Annotated in this window: 15 protein-coding genes; 9 read left to right on the top strand and 6 right to left on the bottom strand. The window is 35.9% G+C overall.

The window, feature by feature from the left end:
* The first annotated feature begins 39 nt into the window (after positions 1-39).
* The 3 genes from MYRA21_RS04595 (at position 40) to MYRA21_RS04585 (ending at position 3,096) form a co-directional block, all read left to right on the top strand.
* Positions 40-402: a hypothetical protein gene (locus tag MYRA21_RS04595; RefSeq protein WP_006259826.1), complete on the top strand. Its 363-nt coding sequence runs from the start codon at positions 40-42 to the stop codon at positions 400-402.
* A 117-nt stretch (positions 403-519) separates the two neighbouring features.
* Positions 520-930, top strand: coding sequence for a c-type cytochrome (locus MYRA21_RS04590; protein WP_006259825.1), 411 nt, complete (start codon positions 520-522; stop codon positions 928-930).
* A 564-nt stretch (positions 931-1,494) separates the two neighbouring features.
* Positions 1,495-3,096 (top strand): fumarate hydratase, encoded by a 1,602-nt coding sequence (locus tag MYRA21_RS04585; protein WP_006259824.1) that lies wholly within the window; start codon positions 1,495-1,497, stop codon positions 3,094-3,096.
* 528 nt (positions 3,097-3,624) lie between these two features.
* Here MYRA21_RS04585 and MYRA21_RS04580 read toward each other — a convergent pair.
* Positions 3,625-4,830: a tetracycline resistance MFS efflux pump gene (locus MYRA21_RS04580; protein ID WP_006259823.1), complete on the bottom strand. Its 1,206-nt coding sequence runs from the start codon at positions 4,828-4,830 to the stop codon at positions 3,625-3,627.
* Positions 4,831-5,087: 257 nt separating this feature from the next.
* Between MYRA21_RS04580 and MYRA21_RS04575 the strand changes: the two genes are divergently transcribed.
* The 4 genes from MYRA21_RS04575 to dnaG all read left to right on the top strand — a co-directional run bounded on the left by MYRA21_RS04575 (position 5,088) and on the right by dnaG (position 10,809).
* Entirely contained in the window at positions 5,088-6,437 is a 1,350-nt protein-coding gene (locus MYRA21_RS04575; RefSeq protein ID WP_006259822.1) for an SWIM zinc finger family protein, read from the top strand.
* A gap of 171 nt (positions 6,438-6,608) precedes the next feature.
* Complete coding sequence (gene rlmN, locus MYRA21_RS04570) at positions 6,609-7,649, top strand: 23S rRNA (adenine(2503)-C(2))-methyltransferase RlmN (protein ID WP_006259821.1); 1,041 nt, start codon at positions 6,609-6,611, stop codon at positions 7,647-7,649.
* A gap of 106 nt (positions 7,650-7,755) precedes the next feature.
* Complete coding sequence (locus tag MYRA21_RS04565; RefSeq protein ID WP_039328652.1) at positions 7,756-8,733, top strand: polyprenyl synthetase family protein; 978 nt, start codon at positions 7,756-7,758, stop codon at positions 8,731-8,733.
* A gap of 93 nt (positions 8,734-8,826) precedes the next feature.
* Entirely contained in the window at positions 8,827-10,809 is a 1,983-nt protein-coding gene (gene dnaG / locus MYRA21_RS04560; RefSeq protein WP_006259819.1) for a DNA primase, read from the top strand.
* Between the two features lie 27 nt (positions 10,810-10,836).
* On the opposite strand, the gene MYRA21_RS04555 is transcribed toward dnaG, so the two are convergent.
* Positions 10,837-11,316 (bottom strand): hypothetical protein, encoded by a 480-nt coding sequence (locus tag MYRA21_RS04555; protein ID WP_006259818.1) that lies wholly within the window; start codon positions 11,314-11,316, stop codon positions 10,837-10,839.
* 71 nt (positions 11,317-11,387) lie between these two features.
* Positions 11,388-12,194 (bottom strand): NAD(+) synthase, encoded by an 807-nt coding sequence (gene nadE, locus MYRA21_RS04550; RefSeq protein ID WP_006259817.1) that lies wholly within the window; start codon positions 12,192-12,194, stop codon positions 11,388-11,390.
* Between the two features lie 73 nt (positions 12,195-12,267).
* On the opposite strand from nadE, the gene gldB reads away from it, so the two are divergent.
* Complete coding sequence (gene gldB / locus MYRA21_RS04545) at positions 12,268-13,254, top strand: gliding motility lipoprotein GldB (RefSeq protein WP_006259816.1); 987 nt, start codon at positions 12,268-12,270, stop codon at positions 13,252-13,254.
* Positions 13,254-13,592: a gliding motility protein GldC gene (gene gldC, locus MYRA21_RS04540; RefSeq protein ID WP_006259815.1), complete on the top strand. Its 339-nt coding sequence runs from the start codon at positions 13,254-13,256 to the stop codon at positions 13,590-13,592. Before gldB ends, gldC begins: the two co-directional genes overlap by 1 nt.
* A 45-nt stretch (positions 13,593-13,637) precedes the next feature.
* Here the strand turns inward: gldC and MYRA21_RS04535 are convergent, their stop codons facing one another.
* The 3 genes from MYRA21_RS04535 to MYRA21_RS04525 form a co-directional block, all read right to left on the bottom strand.
* The gene (locus tag MYRA21_RS04535) at positions 13,638-14,618 is read right to left on the bottom strand and encodes an acyltransferase (RefSeq protein ID WP_006259814.1); all 981 of its coding nucleotides are present in this window, start codon (positions 14,616-14,618) and stop codon (positions 13,638-13,640) included.
* Between the two features lie 94 nt (positions 14,619-14,712).
* Positions 14,713-15,024, bottom strand: a complete 312-nt coding sequence (locus MYRA21_RS04530; protein ID WP_006259813.1) for a T9SS type A sorting domain-containing protein — start codon at positions 15,022-15,024, stop codon at positions 14,713-14,715.
* Between the two features lie 149 nt (positions 15,025-15,173).
* Complete coding sequence (locus MYRA21_RS04525) at positions 15,174-16,334, bottom strand: hypothetical protein (protein ID WP_006259812.1); 1,161 nt, start codon at positions 16,332-16,334, stop codon at positions 15,174-15,176.
* Between the last annotated feature and the right edge of the window lie 168 nt (positions 16,335-16,502).

Below are 16,502 nucleotides of genomic sequence, written 5' to 3'. Positions count from 1 at the left end.
AGTGTTTTAACTTTATCCACTAGTAAAATTATAGAATATATGACGCCTGATTTTAAAAATAAAACATATCGATTAGCAGAGTTTATCTTACTTGTTAAAGATCGAAAAGAAAGAACTACGGAGTATGATCCAGCCTATCAGTATGCTATTTATGCTGTAGAAGATGAGGCAGATGTAGAATTAGAGATTTATGTTGGTGATCCTGTTGAGGTGACAGAGGATGATGAAGAGATATATCCAGACGCTGTTACAGAACTAGATATGTGGTATCTGTGCTCTGACGAAGATATACAAGATGTAGTAGACTTAGCAGTGAGCCAGAAACCCACAGTGACGGTAGAAGAGCTCATCATGGCATTAGATTACTACCTGACGATAGATGATTTTATTGATTTTGACTAAACGATATAGAGACTACTAAATGTTATTTGTCCGTTTATTGCACTAAAAGGACTGTTTTGTATACTATAATGTTCATTTTGTTTCTCTATTTTTGATGGAAATAAATAAACAACAACAATGACAAAAATTATAAAAACTAGTTTGCTACTTCTTGCTACTATTAGTGTAGTAGCATGTGGCGGTAAGGATGATAAAACACAACCTGAAGCTGTGTACGAATCAGAGAGAGGAGAAGTAGCCGAAATGACTATGTCTGAAAAAATCAAACTAGGTGAAGACATCTTTAAAGGAAAAGGAAACTGTGCTTCTTGCCATCAGACAGATAAAAAAATAATAGGACCTAGTGTCAAAGAAATATTACAAGTGTATGATAAACACAACGCTGATCTAGTTTCTTTCTTGAGAGGAAATGAGGAACCTATAGTTGATCCGTCTCAGTTTATCATTATGCAAGCTAACTTAGAGATCACGAAGAAGTTTAGCGATCTAGAAATGGAAGCACTTATTGCCTATATGCGAAGTTTATAGATAATAAATAAACAGTAAGATATCGAAAAGCCTTGAGTCAATAGATTCAAGGCTTTTTTATATTCAGTAAGAGATAGATTTTACCCATTAATATAAAATGCAATTCAGACTAGATTGAATGATAAATGGGAATAAAATACTATTTATTAGGGGGTGGTCGGCATGTGGTCGGCTAGTGATGGGCATTTGGTCGGCTTAAAAGTACCAAAAATAGCCTATCACTATCCCATCATATAGGTATCATATAGTGAGCAAGTGGAAGGAGCGTAAAAGTGAGTAAAAGGGAATTAGAATAGAAAGCATAGTAATGTGCTTAATATTAGTGTGATAGGAGGTGAAGGAATAAGATAGTGCTACATATTATAAAAAGAGAATAAAAAAATGTTGTCTAATATGCGAAGAAAGTGCTCATTCTTAGAGAAATAAAATGAAGAGTTCTAATATTAATCTGTAAAGTGTAAATGATCTATATCCCTTATAAACACTGGCTATTTAGAAGCATTCTACGATTTTATAAGGACTTTAATTAGTAATTTTACTAAACAAAAATAAACTAACAATTCAATGGACTTCATATATCAAGATCCGTATCCGATTCAGAAAGATGATACGCAGTACAAAAAGATTTCTTCTGACTATGTAAAAGTAGAAAAATTAGGAGATAGAGAGATATTAGTGGTTGATCCTAAAGCGATTGAGATGATTGCTGAGACAGCGATGACAGATGTGTCATTCATGTTGAGAACATCGCACTTAGAAAAATTAAAAGCTATCCTAGACGATCCGGAAGCGACAGATAACGATCGTTTTGTGGCTTATAACTTATTACAAAACGCAAAAGTAGCAGTAGAAGGACAATTGCCTTCTTGTCAAGATACAGGTACTGCTATCGTAGTGGCAAAAAAAGGAGAAAACGTATATACGGGATCGAATGATGCCGAGAGTTTATCTAAAGGTATCTTTGAAACATACCAAAAGAAAAACTTGCGTTACTCTCAGATCGTACCTATCAGTATGTTTGAGGAGAAAAACTCAGGTTCTAACTTACCAGCACAGATCGATATCTATGCTACACAAGGAGCTAAATATGAGTTCTTATTCTTAGCGAAAGGTGGAGGATCTGCTAACAAGACGTTCTTATACCAAAAAACAAAATCTCTTCTTAATGATAAAAACTTAACGGAATTTATCAAAGAGAAAATCATGGATCTAGGTACTGCTGCCTGTCCTCCATATCACTTAGCATTAGTGATCGGTGGTACATCTGCTGAGGCAAACTTAGCGGCTGTAAAGAAAGCATCTGCTGGATACTATGATAACTTACCTACTTCTGGGAATATGGGAGGTCAAGCGTTCCGTGACTTAGAGTGGGAGAAAAAATTACAATTAATCTGTCAAGAGTCTAAGATTGGAGCACAGTTCGGGGGTAAATACTTTACTCATGATGTACGTGTGATCCGTCTTCCTCGTCACGCTGCTTCATGTCCTGTAGGATTAGGAGTATCTTGTTCGGCAGATAGAAATATAAAAGCGAAAATCACTGCAGAGGGATTATTCGTAGAACAATTAGAGACTGATCCAGGACGCTTCTTGCCTGCAGTAGCTCCTCACTTAGAAGAGCCTGTGGTAATCGACTTGGACAAGCCAATGAAAGAACAATTAGCAGAGTTAACGAAGCATCCTATCAAAACTCGTGTAATGTTAAACGGAACTGTTATCGTGGCGCGCGACATCGCTCACGCTAAGATCCAAGAGATGTTAGACAATGGACAAGAGATGCCAGAATACTTCAAAAATCACCCAGTGTACTATGCAGGGCCAGCTAAGACTCCAGATGGTATGCCATCAGGAAGCTTCGGACCAACTACAGCAGGGCGTATGGATCCTTATGTAGATAGTTTCCAAGCGGTAGGTGGAAGTATGATTATGTTAGCGAAAGGTAACCGTAGCCAAGCGGTAACTAATGCGTGTAAAAAACACGGTGGTTTCTATCTAGGTTCTATCGGAGGACCAGCTGCTATCCTTGCAAAAGAGAATATCTTAAGCGTAGAGGTGGTTGACTTCCCAGAATTAGGAATGGAAGCTGTACGTAAGATCGTAGTGAAAGACTTCCCTGCCTTCATCATCACTGATGATAAAGGAAATGACTTCTTCGCAGATCTATAGTAATCAATTAGGAATTGAGAGTTAGGAATTACGAATGTGTGCCTATGGCATGTGATTATTCATAAACCTAACTTTTAAAACAAGGATAAACTAACAATTTATAGACGACAATGAAAAGCCGATACTAGCGACAGTATCGGCTTTTTTTAATTGGGAATTTAGAATTAGGAATGTCCCATTCACTAACGGTGTCAAACAGATGTTTTTTTAAGGCTCTGTTCTGTGTCACTTCCTATTGACATACTGTATAGCACACAGTATGTCATCCCGACGATAGGAGGAATCGCACTAGTTTATTCTCACGACTATTTCTACATCTCGTGTGTGATCTTTCCTTACGTCAAGATGACAAAGACAACGGGTAAGGTGTAGGTTAGTAGTAACTTCCAAATATTACTACTTCTTTGTTATTCCGACGATAGGAGGAATCATATTAGTATATCATACATTGATATAGTCAATATAAGTGCCTGAATAATAATATAAGTAGCCCTATTCTAGTAAAGAATAGGGCTGTTTTTTTAAAACTTACTTCTTATGTCTCAAGAGTAGTAATAAGCTAATTAGGAGTAATAAAGCTGCTATGGCAAAGGCTATACCAGGTAAGTATGGTAAGGTATTGTCCTGTGTGTATAGGTAGAAACAATAGGTAAATACTGGTGGAGCCACAATAGTCGTTAATCCGTTAAGGCTTCCTAATACCCCCTGTAGTTCTCCTTGATGTTGCTGATCTAGTGACTTAGATAGCATAGACTGAAAACCTGTCTGTTGTATACTTCCTAGTAAGTATAATGTGATACCTACCCAGAGTTGTATTTCAGTAACACAATAACTCAATAAGAGTAATCCTATAAAGCAGGTTAATAAACCGATGTAGACAAGTCTTTGGTCTGATAGTTTAGTAGACAAGTATTGCAATAGGTATGCTTGTACTAAGAAACCTATGATGCCTATAATGGTTAGTGATAATCCTACTTGCTGTTTACTCCAGTCAAACTGTATCATGGTATAGAATGACCACGTACTCTCCATGCTATGTGATGCAGCCGAAAGTAAAAAGAATACAATAAATAGTAGACTTAGTTGTTTAAAGCGCTTGATACTTTTTAGAGATTGTAAAGGGGAGATTTCTTTTAGTGATAATCGTTTCAGTGAACGTGAAGTATTGGTTTCTGGAAAGAAGAAATACCCATAAAGAACATTTAATAAACCTAATATTCCCGCAAAGTAAAAAGGGTAGGTAAAATGATATTCTCCTAATAATCCTCCTACTAAAGGGCCTATGATAAAGCCAATATTAAAAGCTGCATTTAAATAGCCGAAGTATTTCGTTCTGTTATCTTCATCTGTAACATCTGTAATCGTAGCTGATGCCACGGCAAAGGTAGCACCTGTCACCCCGGCGATAAGCCGACTGATGAATAGTAACCAATAACTATGAGCAAGTGCCATAATAAAACAGTCTATAGAGAATCCAAAAAGAGAAAGTAATAATACTCGTCTACGTCCATAACGATCGCTAATAATCCCTAAGATTGGTGCAAAGATAAATTGCATAAAGGCGTAAGCTAACGTAAGTACACCTCCGTACTTCGCTGCTGTGCTGAGGTCAGCATGTAGTACGTGTTCTAATAGTTCTGGTAATACTGGAAAGATAATACCGAAGCCAGCACTGTCTAATATAATGGTGATCGTAATGAATATTACGATGCTGTTAATCTTGTTTGATTGCATAAGTATATATAATAAAATAACGGTACCCTAAAGAGGGGGTACGCTTAAATAAACTGAGTCACTTACTACGCTGTAGGGGGCGACTGTGATTCGGAATGTTATTTTACTATTGCTGCATAATGGACAAAGATAATGTGTAATGGGTTTATTATCAAAGAGTAATTGCCTTTTTTTAAAATAAGAGAACAGATGTGTACAGTTCTAGAAGGTTATATTTCTATGAATTTTAGTACCTTGCTTACTCATTTGTAAGTACCATGAACGACTTATTATCTTATATATACAATAACCCTTCTAGCTTAACGAAAGGCAAGGGAGGGGACGAATTATTCTTAGCGAAGTACAGTGAGATACAGAAGAAGACTGATGCTCCATGCTTTTTTTGGGGTAATGTGAAGGATCCTTTTATTATGGCACGTTGTTTAATCACGTTGTCTAATGTGGTGAAGTCTAGTTTTAATTTATCTCCTGCTGATCTAGCTAAGCTAAAAGACCCTATTGCTACAGCTGGGGATGGTAGAGTGCGATTCGAAGGATTCTCTCACTGTGCAGGAGTGTACGCTCGTGTAGATGTATTGCCTGATGGGTTAGATGGGGAGTTCTTAGAGAATGGGACTACGAATGTAGACTTTAACCAACCGATGCTTACTGCGCTGAATAGTATTAAGCAAAAGGAAAATGTACTGCTGTCAATAGGTCAGAAGGAGGTTAGTATTCAGACTGAGGATAAGAAAATAGTGGAACGAAAAGTACCTCTTCCGATTAAGTGGATTAAGGGACTGAGTACGGTACAGATCTATCTGTCTAAGGCAGAGAAAGTACATACGTTTAATAAAATACAGACACAACAACTGTTTAGAGGTATTCCGAAAGGGGCGATCAAGACAGATTATTACTTAACTGTACGTGGTAATATGCCTGTGTTTACACCTGTTAAGTCTGCTAATGCAGTCTGTGTAGGAGGTATTCATCGCTTGAGATTGTTAGAACCTCTATTGCCTTATATAGATACTATGCAAGTATATCCACATCCTGATATGCAGAGCACCACGTGGCAGTTGTATTTTGGCGATATTCGATTTAGTTTGTCTTTATCTCGTGAAGCTTTTAGAGGGTTCTCGGGAGAGGGAGCAGCATTAGAGTCGTTAATAGATGATGTGGATGACGAGTGGATAGATGCGATGGATAAGTATGCTTATGCGAATCAACGCTTTAACCCGACGATGTTTGCGATGGAAGAAGGGATGAGTTTCACTGATGCAGATAGTCTGACAGGGCGATTAGCAGCTATGGGATTATTAGGGTTTGACTTAGATGACAATGCTTTCTTTTATAGAAGATTGCCCTTTAAGCTAGAGCGTATCCTAAGTCTAAATCCTCGCCTAAAGAATGCTGAGAAACTAATAGCTGAGAATAAAGTAGAGATTATTAGTGATGCTAATGGACGGGTAGAAGCTCGTGTAGAGGGAACTGGTGGTGTGAGACATACGGTAATCTTAGATGGTGATCAGGAGCGATGTACTTGTGAGTGGTATGGTAAGTACCAAGGAGATAGAGGAATGTGTAAGCATGTGCTGGCAGTGAAGAAGGTTACGGTTAAAGGTTAACAGTTAACAGTTGACAGTTGACAGTTTATGGTGGACGGTTAAGAATGACTAGCTTTGTGGATACTAGTTGGTTATACAGTACACTAGTTCCTAATTGATTGTTCCTTACATTATTGTTATAATTTTATTACAGTATTTGGCAGTCGGATAATTTGAGATTAACTTTGCGCCATGCAAATAGACAAAAAAGACATCAGAAGTTTATCTAAGGAACAATTAAGGGATTTCTTTGTTTCTCAGGGAGATAAGGCATTTAGAGGAAACCAAGTGTACGAGTGGTTATGGAGTAAAGGGGCTCATAGCTTTGAAGATATGAGTAACTTATCATTGGCTACCCGTGAGATGCTAGATGCTAACTTCGTAATTAATCATATCAAAGTAGATAGTATGCAGGTAAGTACTGATGGTACTATCAAGAATGGTGTGAAGTTACACGATGGTCTTATCGTAGAGTCTGTTTTGATTCCTACAGAAACACGTACTACAGCCTGTGTATCTTCTCAGGTAGGGTGTAGTTTAGACTGTGAGTTCTGTGCTACTGCTCGCCTTAAGCGTATGCGTAACTTGAATCCTGATGAGATTTATGATCAAGTATTAACAATCGACCAACAAAGTAGACAGAATCATGGACACCCGTTGTCTAATATTGTGTTTATGGGAATGGGAGAGCCGTTAATGAATTATAATAACGTACAGAAAGCCATTGAGAAGATTACTTCTGAAGAAGGGCTAGGGATGTCTCCTAAGCGTATCACAGTGTCTACTTCAGGATTGCCTAAGATGATCAAGAAGTTGGCAGATGATGGTGTGAAGTTTAAGTTGGCAGTGTCTTTACACTCTGCTATCGAAGAGACACGTAATCGTATTATGCCTTTTACTAAGAATTTCCCATTAACGGAGTTGCGTGAATCACTTCAGTACTGGTATAGTAAGACGAAGAGTCGCGTTACGTATGAGTATGTGATTTGGAAAGGAATTAACGATGACAAAGCTTCTGTGGATGCATTAGTGAAGTTCTGTAAGTATGTACCGTGTAAAGTAAACTTGATTGAGTACAACCCTATCGATGATGGAGAGTTCCAACAAGCAGATGAACGTGCTACGAATAGCTATATAGCAGCTTTAGAGAAGAATGATATCACTGTAGTGGTACGTCGTAGTCGTGGTAAAGATATTGATGCAGCTTGTGGTCAGTTGGCTAATAAATCATAAGTTTAGTTTAGAGGAAATTACGTAAAGAATTGTTTAGCAATTTCTTAATGATTTCTATTTGAGGGAAACTATCGAATGATATAAAAAAGTCGTATTTTTGGGTGCAATGAACATAGTACAGCAAATAAAACAGCCTATACAGAATGAGATGGAGCTTTTTGAAAAGAAGTTCCGCAACTCAATGACTACTAAGGTAGCCTTACTAAACAGAATCACTTACTACATTGTAAATAGAAAAGGGAAGCAGATGCGCCCTATGTTTGTATTTCTAGTAGCGAAGATGGTGGCAGGTGAGGTTAATGAGCGTACTTATCGAGGAGCATCTGTTATAGAGTTAATCCATACTGCTACTCTAGTACACGATGATGTAGTAGATGATAGTAATAAACGTAGAGGTTTCTTTTCCCTTAATGCTTTATGGAAGAATAAGATAGCCGTGTTAGTAGGTGATTACCTATTAGCAAAAGGACTTTTATTGTCTATTGATAACGGTGATTTTGATTTACTTCGAATTATCTCAGTGGCTGTACGTGAGATGAGTGAGGGAGAATTACTTCAGATAGAGAAAGCGAGACGATTAGACATTACAGAAGAGGTGTATTATGAGATCATTCGTCAGAAGACAGCTACATTGATTGCGGCTTGTTGTTCATTAGGAGCTGCTGCTGTCGATCCAGATAATGCAGAACTTATAGAGAAGATGCGTAAGTTCGGAGAGTTAATCGGTATGGCATTCCAGATAAAGGATGATTTATTTGACTATACGGATGGGCCTATTGGTAAGCCGACAGGTATTGATATCAAAGAACAAAAGATGACACTTCCTCTTATTTATACTTTGAATACTTGTGAACCAAAAGAAAAGAAATGGTTGATTAACTCTGTTAAAAATCACAATGAGGATAAAAGACGTGTGAAAGAAGTCATCGCATTCGTCAAACAAAAAGGAGGTCTAGAATACGCTACTACTAAGATGGTAGAGTATCAACAAGAGGCTTTAAATATACTACAGGAGTTTCCAGAATCTACTTATAGAGAAGCTCTGTTCACGATGGTGAATTATGTTATAGAAAGAAAAAAGTAAAATAGTAATAAACGGTATAAAAACAGAAAGAGTCGCTTAGTATATATTAAGCGACTTCTTTTTTTATCTTTGTAAGCACATTCCAATAAAAATATGATTTCCAAAAGTACCATAGATGCTGTATTTGACGCTGCTCGTGTAGAGGAGGTGATAGGAGACTTTGTAACTCTGAAAAAGTCAGGGAGTAATTACAAAGGCTTAAGTCCTTTCGTAAACGAGAAGACTCCGTCATTTATGGTGTCACCTGTGAAGCAAATATGGAAAGACTTTAGTTCTGGAAAGGGAGGTAATGCGATTAGCTTTATTATGGAGCATGAACACTTCTCTTATCCTGAGGCAATACGATATTTAGCAAAGAAATATGGTATCGAAATAGAAGAGACAGAACAGAGCGATGAGGAGAAAGAGCAACTGAATGAAAAGGAGAGTATGTTCATCGTGTCTGAGTTTGCGAAGAAGTACTTTGAAGAGACATTGTTCAATGCGGAAGAAGGTAAGGCAATAGGAATGACCTACTTTAAAGAGCGTGGTTTTACTCAAGAGACAATTAAAGAGTTCGGATTAGGGTATTCTCCAGATCAGTGGAGTGCTTTCACAGATGCAGCTCTTCAGAAGGGATATTCTTTAGAATACTTAGAGAAAACAGGGCTTACCATTGTAAAAGAAGACCGTAAGTTTGACCGATTTAAGGGAAGAGTTATGTTTCCTATTCAGAGTATGTCCGGTCGAGTATTAGGATTCGGAGGACGTATTCTTATTACTGATAAGAAAGCTGCTAAATACCTAAACTCTCCTGAAAGTGATATCTATCACAAGAGTAAGGTACTATATGGTATCTATCATGCTAAACAAGAAATTGCCAAACAAGATAACTGTTTCTTAGTAGAAGGATATACCGATGTTATACAGATGCATCAGACCGGTATAAAGAATGTCGTCGCTTCTTCGGGTACTGCATTAACGCCTGACCAAATCCGTTTGATTAGTCGATTGACTAAGAATATCACGATGTTATTTGATGGGGATGCTGCTGGTATTAGAGCTTCTCTTAGAGGGGTAGACTTGATATTAGAGGCAGGGATGAACGTACGCGTATGTCCTTTGCCTGATGGAGAAGACCCAGATAGTTTTGCTCGAAAGCATTCTAAAGAACAGCTAGACGAGTATTTCAAGAATAATGCTACTGACTTTATCCGTTACAAGGCTAATCTATTAATGGGGGAAGCGAAGAATGACCCTATTAAGAAAGCAGAGTTAATTAGAGATATGGTACAGAGTATCTCTAAGATTCCTGATCAGATACAGAGAGAAATCTATGTGCAGGAATGTGCTCGTATAATGGATATTTCTGAGGATGTAATCTTTAATTCTTTAGCTCAGATTGGTCGAAAAGAATTAGCTGAGGCAAATAAGAAATATACACAGGAGAGGAAGCAGATGGAGGTGGTGCATTCAGAGCAACAACCAAAAGAAGCAATTGATCCACAATATAATTTAGAACGCAAGATCATCGAGATATTGCTGTTGTATGGTAATATGGAAGAGTTGTTTATAGAGCTCTTATTAGATGTGAATGAGGACAATGAGGTAATAGAGGTAGAACATAAAGTAGAACAGAAGGTATATGAACGTATTTACCTTAGTTTGCAGGAAGATGAGGTACAGCTAACCAATCCAATGTTCAAAGTGATTTATAAAGATATTATGGATTACTATCATCATAACGCTTGGGATCTGGAGAAGTATTTAAAGACATTAGATCCAGAAATGGCTCAGGAAGTAACTAATATTATCATGGAGGATGAGAAGGAAGCTTTGCACAATTGGGAGTCTCAGAATATTATAGTGAAACAGAAGGAGCAGGGAGTATCTCAATATGTGACAGAAACTATTCTAACTCTTAGAATGTTCTTATTGAATACCATGATAGAAAAGTATAAGGTAAAGCTGAAAGATAGTGATGAGAAGAGATCTTATGAGATGCTTACGCTAATTATGGATTACACAAGTCTGATGAATATGTTCTCTAAGAGATTAGGTCAAGTAACATCAAGATTTAAAACGATAGAAGACTAAAAAAAGAGGCTATTGCCTCTTTTTGTATTAATTATAGAATTGAACAGTAGTTATTACATCGTATTGCTCACTTTTTGTTTTAGGAACAATGGTATGGTAAGTAATATAACCATTATATCTATAGCCTTTGTTCACTTTAATTTCTACATTTAGAATGTTTTGAAAGTTGTAATTACAACTTTCTTTATAGAATGTTGATATGTCAATAATTTTACTGAAACGCTCTTCATATTTTTGTCCAATAATCAGCTCATCATATCTCCAATCTATAACATTTCTATAGTATTGAGCTCCATGCACTCTATTTTGGAAATCTCTTTCATTTCTAATGACAATAAAGGAATCTCCTTTGAGTCCTTTTACATAGAAATTTAAAGGGCTAAAATTAGGTGTCTCATTAAGTTGTAATGATCTATAGGTTTCATTACCACAATAATCATCATCTGAAGAACATCCTGCTAGGGATATTGATAATATGGTAAGTAAAAACAATAAAAACTTTTTCATAACTAATATTTTTTAACAAAGGTATTTGTTTTAATATATAGTTAATAATAAAAAAATATATTAGTAAGTAATTATTTGATTTCTATAGGAATTATACAAACAGGTATAGGGTTAATCTTATGTTGGTTGATTCTATTTAATCTGCTATATATTTCAAAAACTTCTTTTTCTCTTCCTGTGAAGTCTTCTGCTTTAGCTCCTTTTTCGTGTGCTAGCATAGCTATTTCTAGTTCGTCATAATTAGCACCTAGTTGATCTTCATCAGATCGCTCATCCCCAAATAATCCATCAGTAGGTTTAGCTACTATAATACTACTAGGAACTCCTAAGTACTCTCCGATAGCACGTACTTCTGATTTCATTAAGTCTGCTATAGGGCTTACGTCTACACCACCATCACCATATTTAGTAAAGAAACCAACTCCGAAGTCTTCTACTTTATTTCCTGTTCCTGCTACTAGACTTCTGTGTAGTCCAGCATAGTAGTATAATGTAGTCATACGCAATCTAGCACGTGTGTTGGCAAGTGTAAGGTTTAAGATAGCTTCATCATCTGAAGAGGGAACAGCTGTTTTTAATGTTTCAAATGTCGAAGTTAAGTCTGCTACAGTAGAGGCTACATTAGTAAACTTTTCTTGTAAGAAAGAGATATGTTCTTTTGCTCTTGATACTTGTGAGGAATCTTGATGAATTGGCATTTCAACACATAATAGCGGTAGTCCTGTCATAGCGCATAGTGTTGAGGTTACCGCAGAATCAATACCACCTGATATTCCTATTACATATCCACTTACTCTTGCATTCTGCGCATATTCTTTTAACCAATTAACGATATAATCTGTTACTGCTGAAGTATTCATTTTAGTGTTGTTTACCATGACTTTAAATATTTATGGAATAGGTTGATATCTATCTTATTATATTTGTACATTGAAAATAAAAAAAGATAAAATGACTTTTTCCAAATTTACTAATTTATCTAGTGCTGTATTACTAGTGAGCTGTGTTTTTTGGTCTAGCTGTGGAGATAAGCAGAGTGAACTTGATAAAGAGATTAATGCTATTCCTATAGATATGACTGTTACTCGCTTTGATCAGGAGTTCTTCAAGTCAGAAGATGCTGATCTAGCAAGTATTAAAAAGCAGTATCCGTATTTCTTTAATGAGAATTTATCTGATGAGTTTTGGATAAAGAAAAAACAAGATACCATATTCATTGAGTTAAATGAAGAGGTAGAGAAGAAATACCAAGATTTAGGTGAATTGCCAAAGCAATTAGAAGAGTTCTTTAAACATGTGAAGTATTATTATCCACATGAGGCTTCGAAGAAAAAGGTAATCACATTAATCTCGGAAGTGGATGTGACAGCAAAAGCTATTTATGCAGATTCGTTAGCATTGATTGCTTTAGATACTTATTTAGGGAAGGATCATCATTTCTATGTTAGTTTTCCTGAGTATTTAAGACCATCTTTTGAGCCCACACAGATATTACCTGATTTAGCAGAAAGCTTCGTTTTACAGAAAATAGGAGGCAATAGAGATCGTACTTTCTTAGGAGGTATGGTACAATACGGTAAGGTATTATACGCTAAGAAATTATTGTTGCCTAAAGTTAATGATGCTTATATCATGGGGTATACTTTAGAGCAGATACAGTGGTGTCAGGAGAATGAGCCAGAGATGTGGAGATATTTTATAGAGAATAATTTATTATTTGATACAGACAGTAAGTTGAGTAGTCGATTTCTTACAGCTGCTCCTTTTTCTAAGTATTATTTAGATATTGATGGTGATAGCCCAGGGAGAACTGGAGCTTGGTTAGGTTGGCAGATTGTTAATGCGTATATGCAAAATAATAATGTAACTTTGCATGATCTGTTTAATACGGATGCAAAAGAAATATTTGAAAAATCAAAGTATAAACCAAAGAAGTAATGAGTAAAAATCACGTTTCTGATATAAATATTAGAGTAGAGTTAGACGAGAATAAAGTACCAGATAAATTGTTTTGGACTGCTAAAGATGGAGGTGTAGAGAAAGCTAGTTCTAAAGCAATGTTATTATCTATCTGGGATCATAAAGCCAAAGAGACATTGCGTATAGACTTGTGGACTAAGGATATGCCTGTAGATGAGATGAAAAAGTTCTTTCATCAAACATTAGTGGCAATGTCAGATACATTTGAGCGTGCTACAGAAGATGAGAAGATGGCAGCAACAATGAAAGACTTCTGTGATTATTTTGCAGAGAAATTAGATCTTTTAGAAAAGTAATTATAAGAAAGAGCCTCATACGTTTAAATGTATGAGGCTCTTTTATTATACAACCATAAGATTACAACCTCTTATGTCAGAATGGTCAAATCTTCCAAGTATTTCGAAAGAACCATCTTTATATTTTTTTCCTAAGTCTTGTGTAGCAATAAACGAGCAAGAATTAAGGTTAGCTAAATCGATTACATTGACCCCGCCTGTTTTGCCTTCTTCTACATAGGTTAAAGCATCTTCTGGATCACGAGTTAAGATATCCATCCATGGAGGACATTCAAAGATACCATCACCAAAAGAATAGCCTTGAGATAATAGTTCGGTCATTCCATACTCAGAGTGTATTTTAGATACCCCGAAACCTTCACATAATACTTGGTGTAGTTCTTCTCGTATCATTTCTTTACGTCTACCTTTCATGCCTCCAGTCTCCATAATGATAGTATTGCTAAGGTTAAACTTTTGCATTTCTATCATATCTAGTAAGGCATAGGTAACACCTATTAATAGAACATTTTTACCTTGTTTATCTAAATCGATTAGCATTTTAGCTAATTCTTCATAGTTGTGTAGGTAGAATCCACTTTCAGGCTGATTAGAACCTTCTATAAGATCTTCTACCATATAGATTAGAGAAGAACCTTCTCTTTCTAAATAAGCAGGTAAAAGAGCTAAAACAACATAGTCTTCGATATTTCCATAGAAGTGAGAGAATGCTGCTCTAAAGCTGTATTCGTAATAGTCTAGATCAGTCACATGATGTTTACTAGTTATCATTCCGGTAGTACCACTACTTGTGAATGTTATTTTTATAGGATCTATTGAAGATAAAACATCTTTGCTCTTAAAGAACTCGATAGGTAGAAAAGGTACATCAGTTAATGTTTTGACTTGCTCAGGAGTTTTATTTAGAAGATTACAGAACTGTTGATAAACAGGATTATGTTCATACTGGAATCTAAAGACTTTCATAGCTACTCTATGAAAATCTTTTTTTGTTTGTATTTGGATGATTTCTTCAGGTTTAAACACGGTCTATTATATTTAAGTACAAAAATACAAATAAAAAAAGAGCATCACTTTAGTGATACTCTTTTAAGAATATAAAATCATTAAAATGTATTTCTTATTTTACTACTATTTTTCTAGTAGCAGTAGCATTACTTTCCTTTATCTTCATGATGTAAATACCAGCATTTACACTATAAGGTAAGTTCAACTCTCTGTTATTAACAGTAGTTGTAAATACTTTTTTTCCTACAACATTGTAAAGCTCTACTTCTTTTGGTTCATTTTTAGTAGACTCAATGTACAATTTACCATTTGAAACCGCTGGGTTAGGGTAAATAGATAGCCCTTCGATATTCTGATTAGCGTATCGAGGTTCATTATTATAGCGCAAACCACTTTGCGCAAATGCTGTGCTTCCGCCTAGCATTGCAATGAGCATTATGATATAAAAGTATTTTTTTGCCATCTAACTAAAATTATGGTATAAAAGTAATTATTTAAAATGACATAAAAAAACAAAAAAGTGCCTATTTTTTTAAATAAGCACTTTTTTTTAACATTTTTATCTTAGTATTACTATAGACCTACTGTCCAACCTTTAGTCCACTCTGGAACACCAACTCCATTTCCTGCTCCTTTAGCCTCTCCAGCAGTGAATACTTTAGATACATCTACTGCATCTCCTTTAGTATTTTTACCAGATGTAGCTTTACCTACATTGATAAGTTTTACATTGCTTAAGATTAAAGAACCATCTTTAACGTTAGCAATAGTCTCATCGTGTTCCACGTCGAATGCAGTTGCATAAGCTCCGATTACTACATCAGAAATATTTCCTTTTGTTCCTTCACGTAATTTCATTGCTGTTCCTTTTCCGTCTACTGCAGGTAATAATGTTACTCCTACGATAGTTGGATTAGAGTAAGGGTTTGCAGCTCTGTTTTTAGAATTGTTATCTGCTTCGAATCCTTTATCTGCTGTACCTGATTGTTTTGAATACCAGAATTTGTTTTCTTTCCCTGACCATCCTTCTGTCCAGTCAAACTGATCATCATCATTATTAGTAGACACTAAATATTGTGCACTAACTGTTCCTCCGAACCACTCAAATCCGTCATCAGACCCTTCGTGTGCTTGTACATATTGGATTACAGTCCCACTTCCTACTCCGAATAAAGAAAGTCCATTGAACTCTTTTTCAGCGTTGTAGTTAGCTCCTGCGTATTCGATTCTTAAATATTTAATAGAACCTGAGTTATCATTAGCTACTTTACCTCCGTATGTTAAGTCTGATACTTCAGCTGTTGCTGTTTCTGCTTTGTTAATAGGTGCTTTTCCACAGATTACTAGACCTCCCCAGTTTCCTCTACTTTTCTCTACACCTGTCATTACTACAGGATTGTTTTGTTTTCCTTCTACATAGATTTTTCCTCCTTGTCCCACTGCGATATAAGCAGAAGTACCACCTTCTCCAATAATTTTAACTCCTTCTGGGATGTTTAAAGTAGCTCCATCGTTTACTATTAATTTAGAAGTTAATTTATATGTTTTGTTTGCTTCTAAGCTTAGTTTATCTCCTTTTTTAAGTTCTCCACCTAATATGTCTCCTTTTAGACCTGGAGTAGTTGTTCCAGGATCTGTTGTTCCTCCTCCGTTATTATCATCACTTGATGAACAACTTGCTAATGTTAATGTAACTAATGCAATACTGAATCCTGCTCTTAATAATTTTTTCATGTGTAATATAGTTTTTTATATTGTTTGATACAAAGATGTCTAGAAAACAGAAAAAGTATGTTAACTCATTATCATTGAATGATTAATAGTTTGTTTCCTCAATATTAAATAGGTGTTAAGTTGGTTAATTATAATAGTATATGGATTTGTAGTTTAAGCGAGTGTAAA

Origin of the sequence: Myroides sp. A21, from assembly GCF_000807225.1 — a bacterium.
Lineage (GTDB): Bacteria > Bacteroidota > Bacteroidia > Flavobacteriales > Flavobacteriaceae > Flavobacterium > Flavobacterium odoratimimum.
The sequence above is the reverse complement of the archived record's forward strand: the minus strand, read 5'-3'. Positions and strand labels throughout refer to the sequence as shown.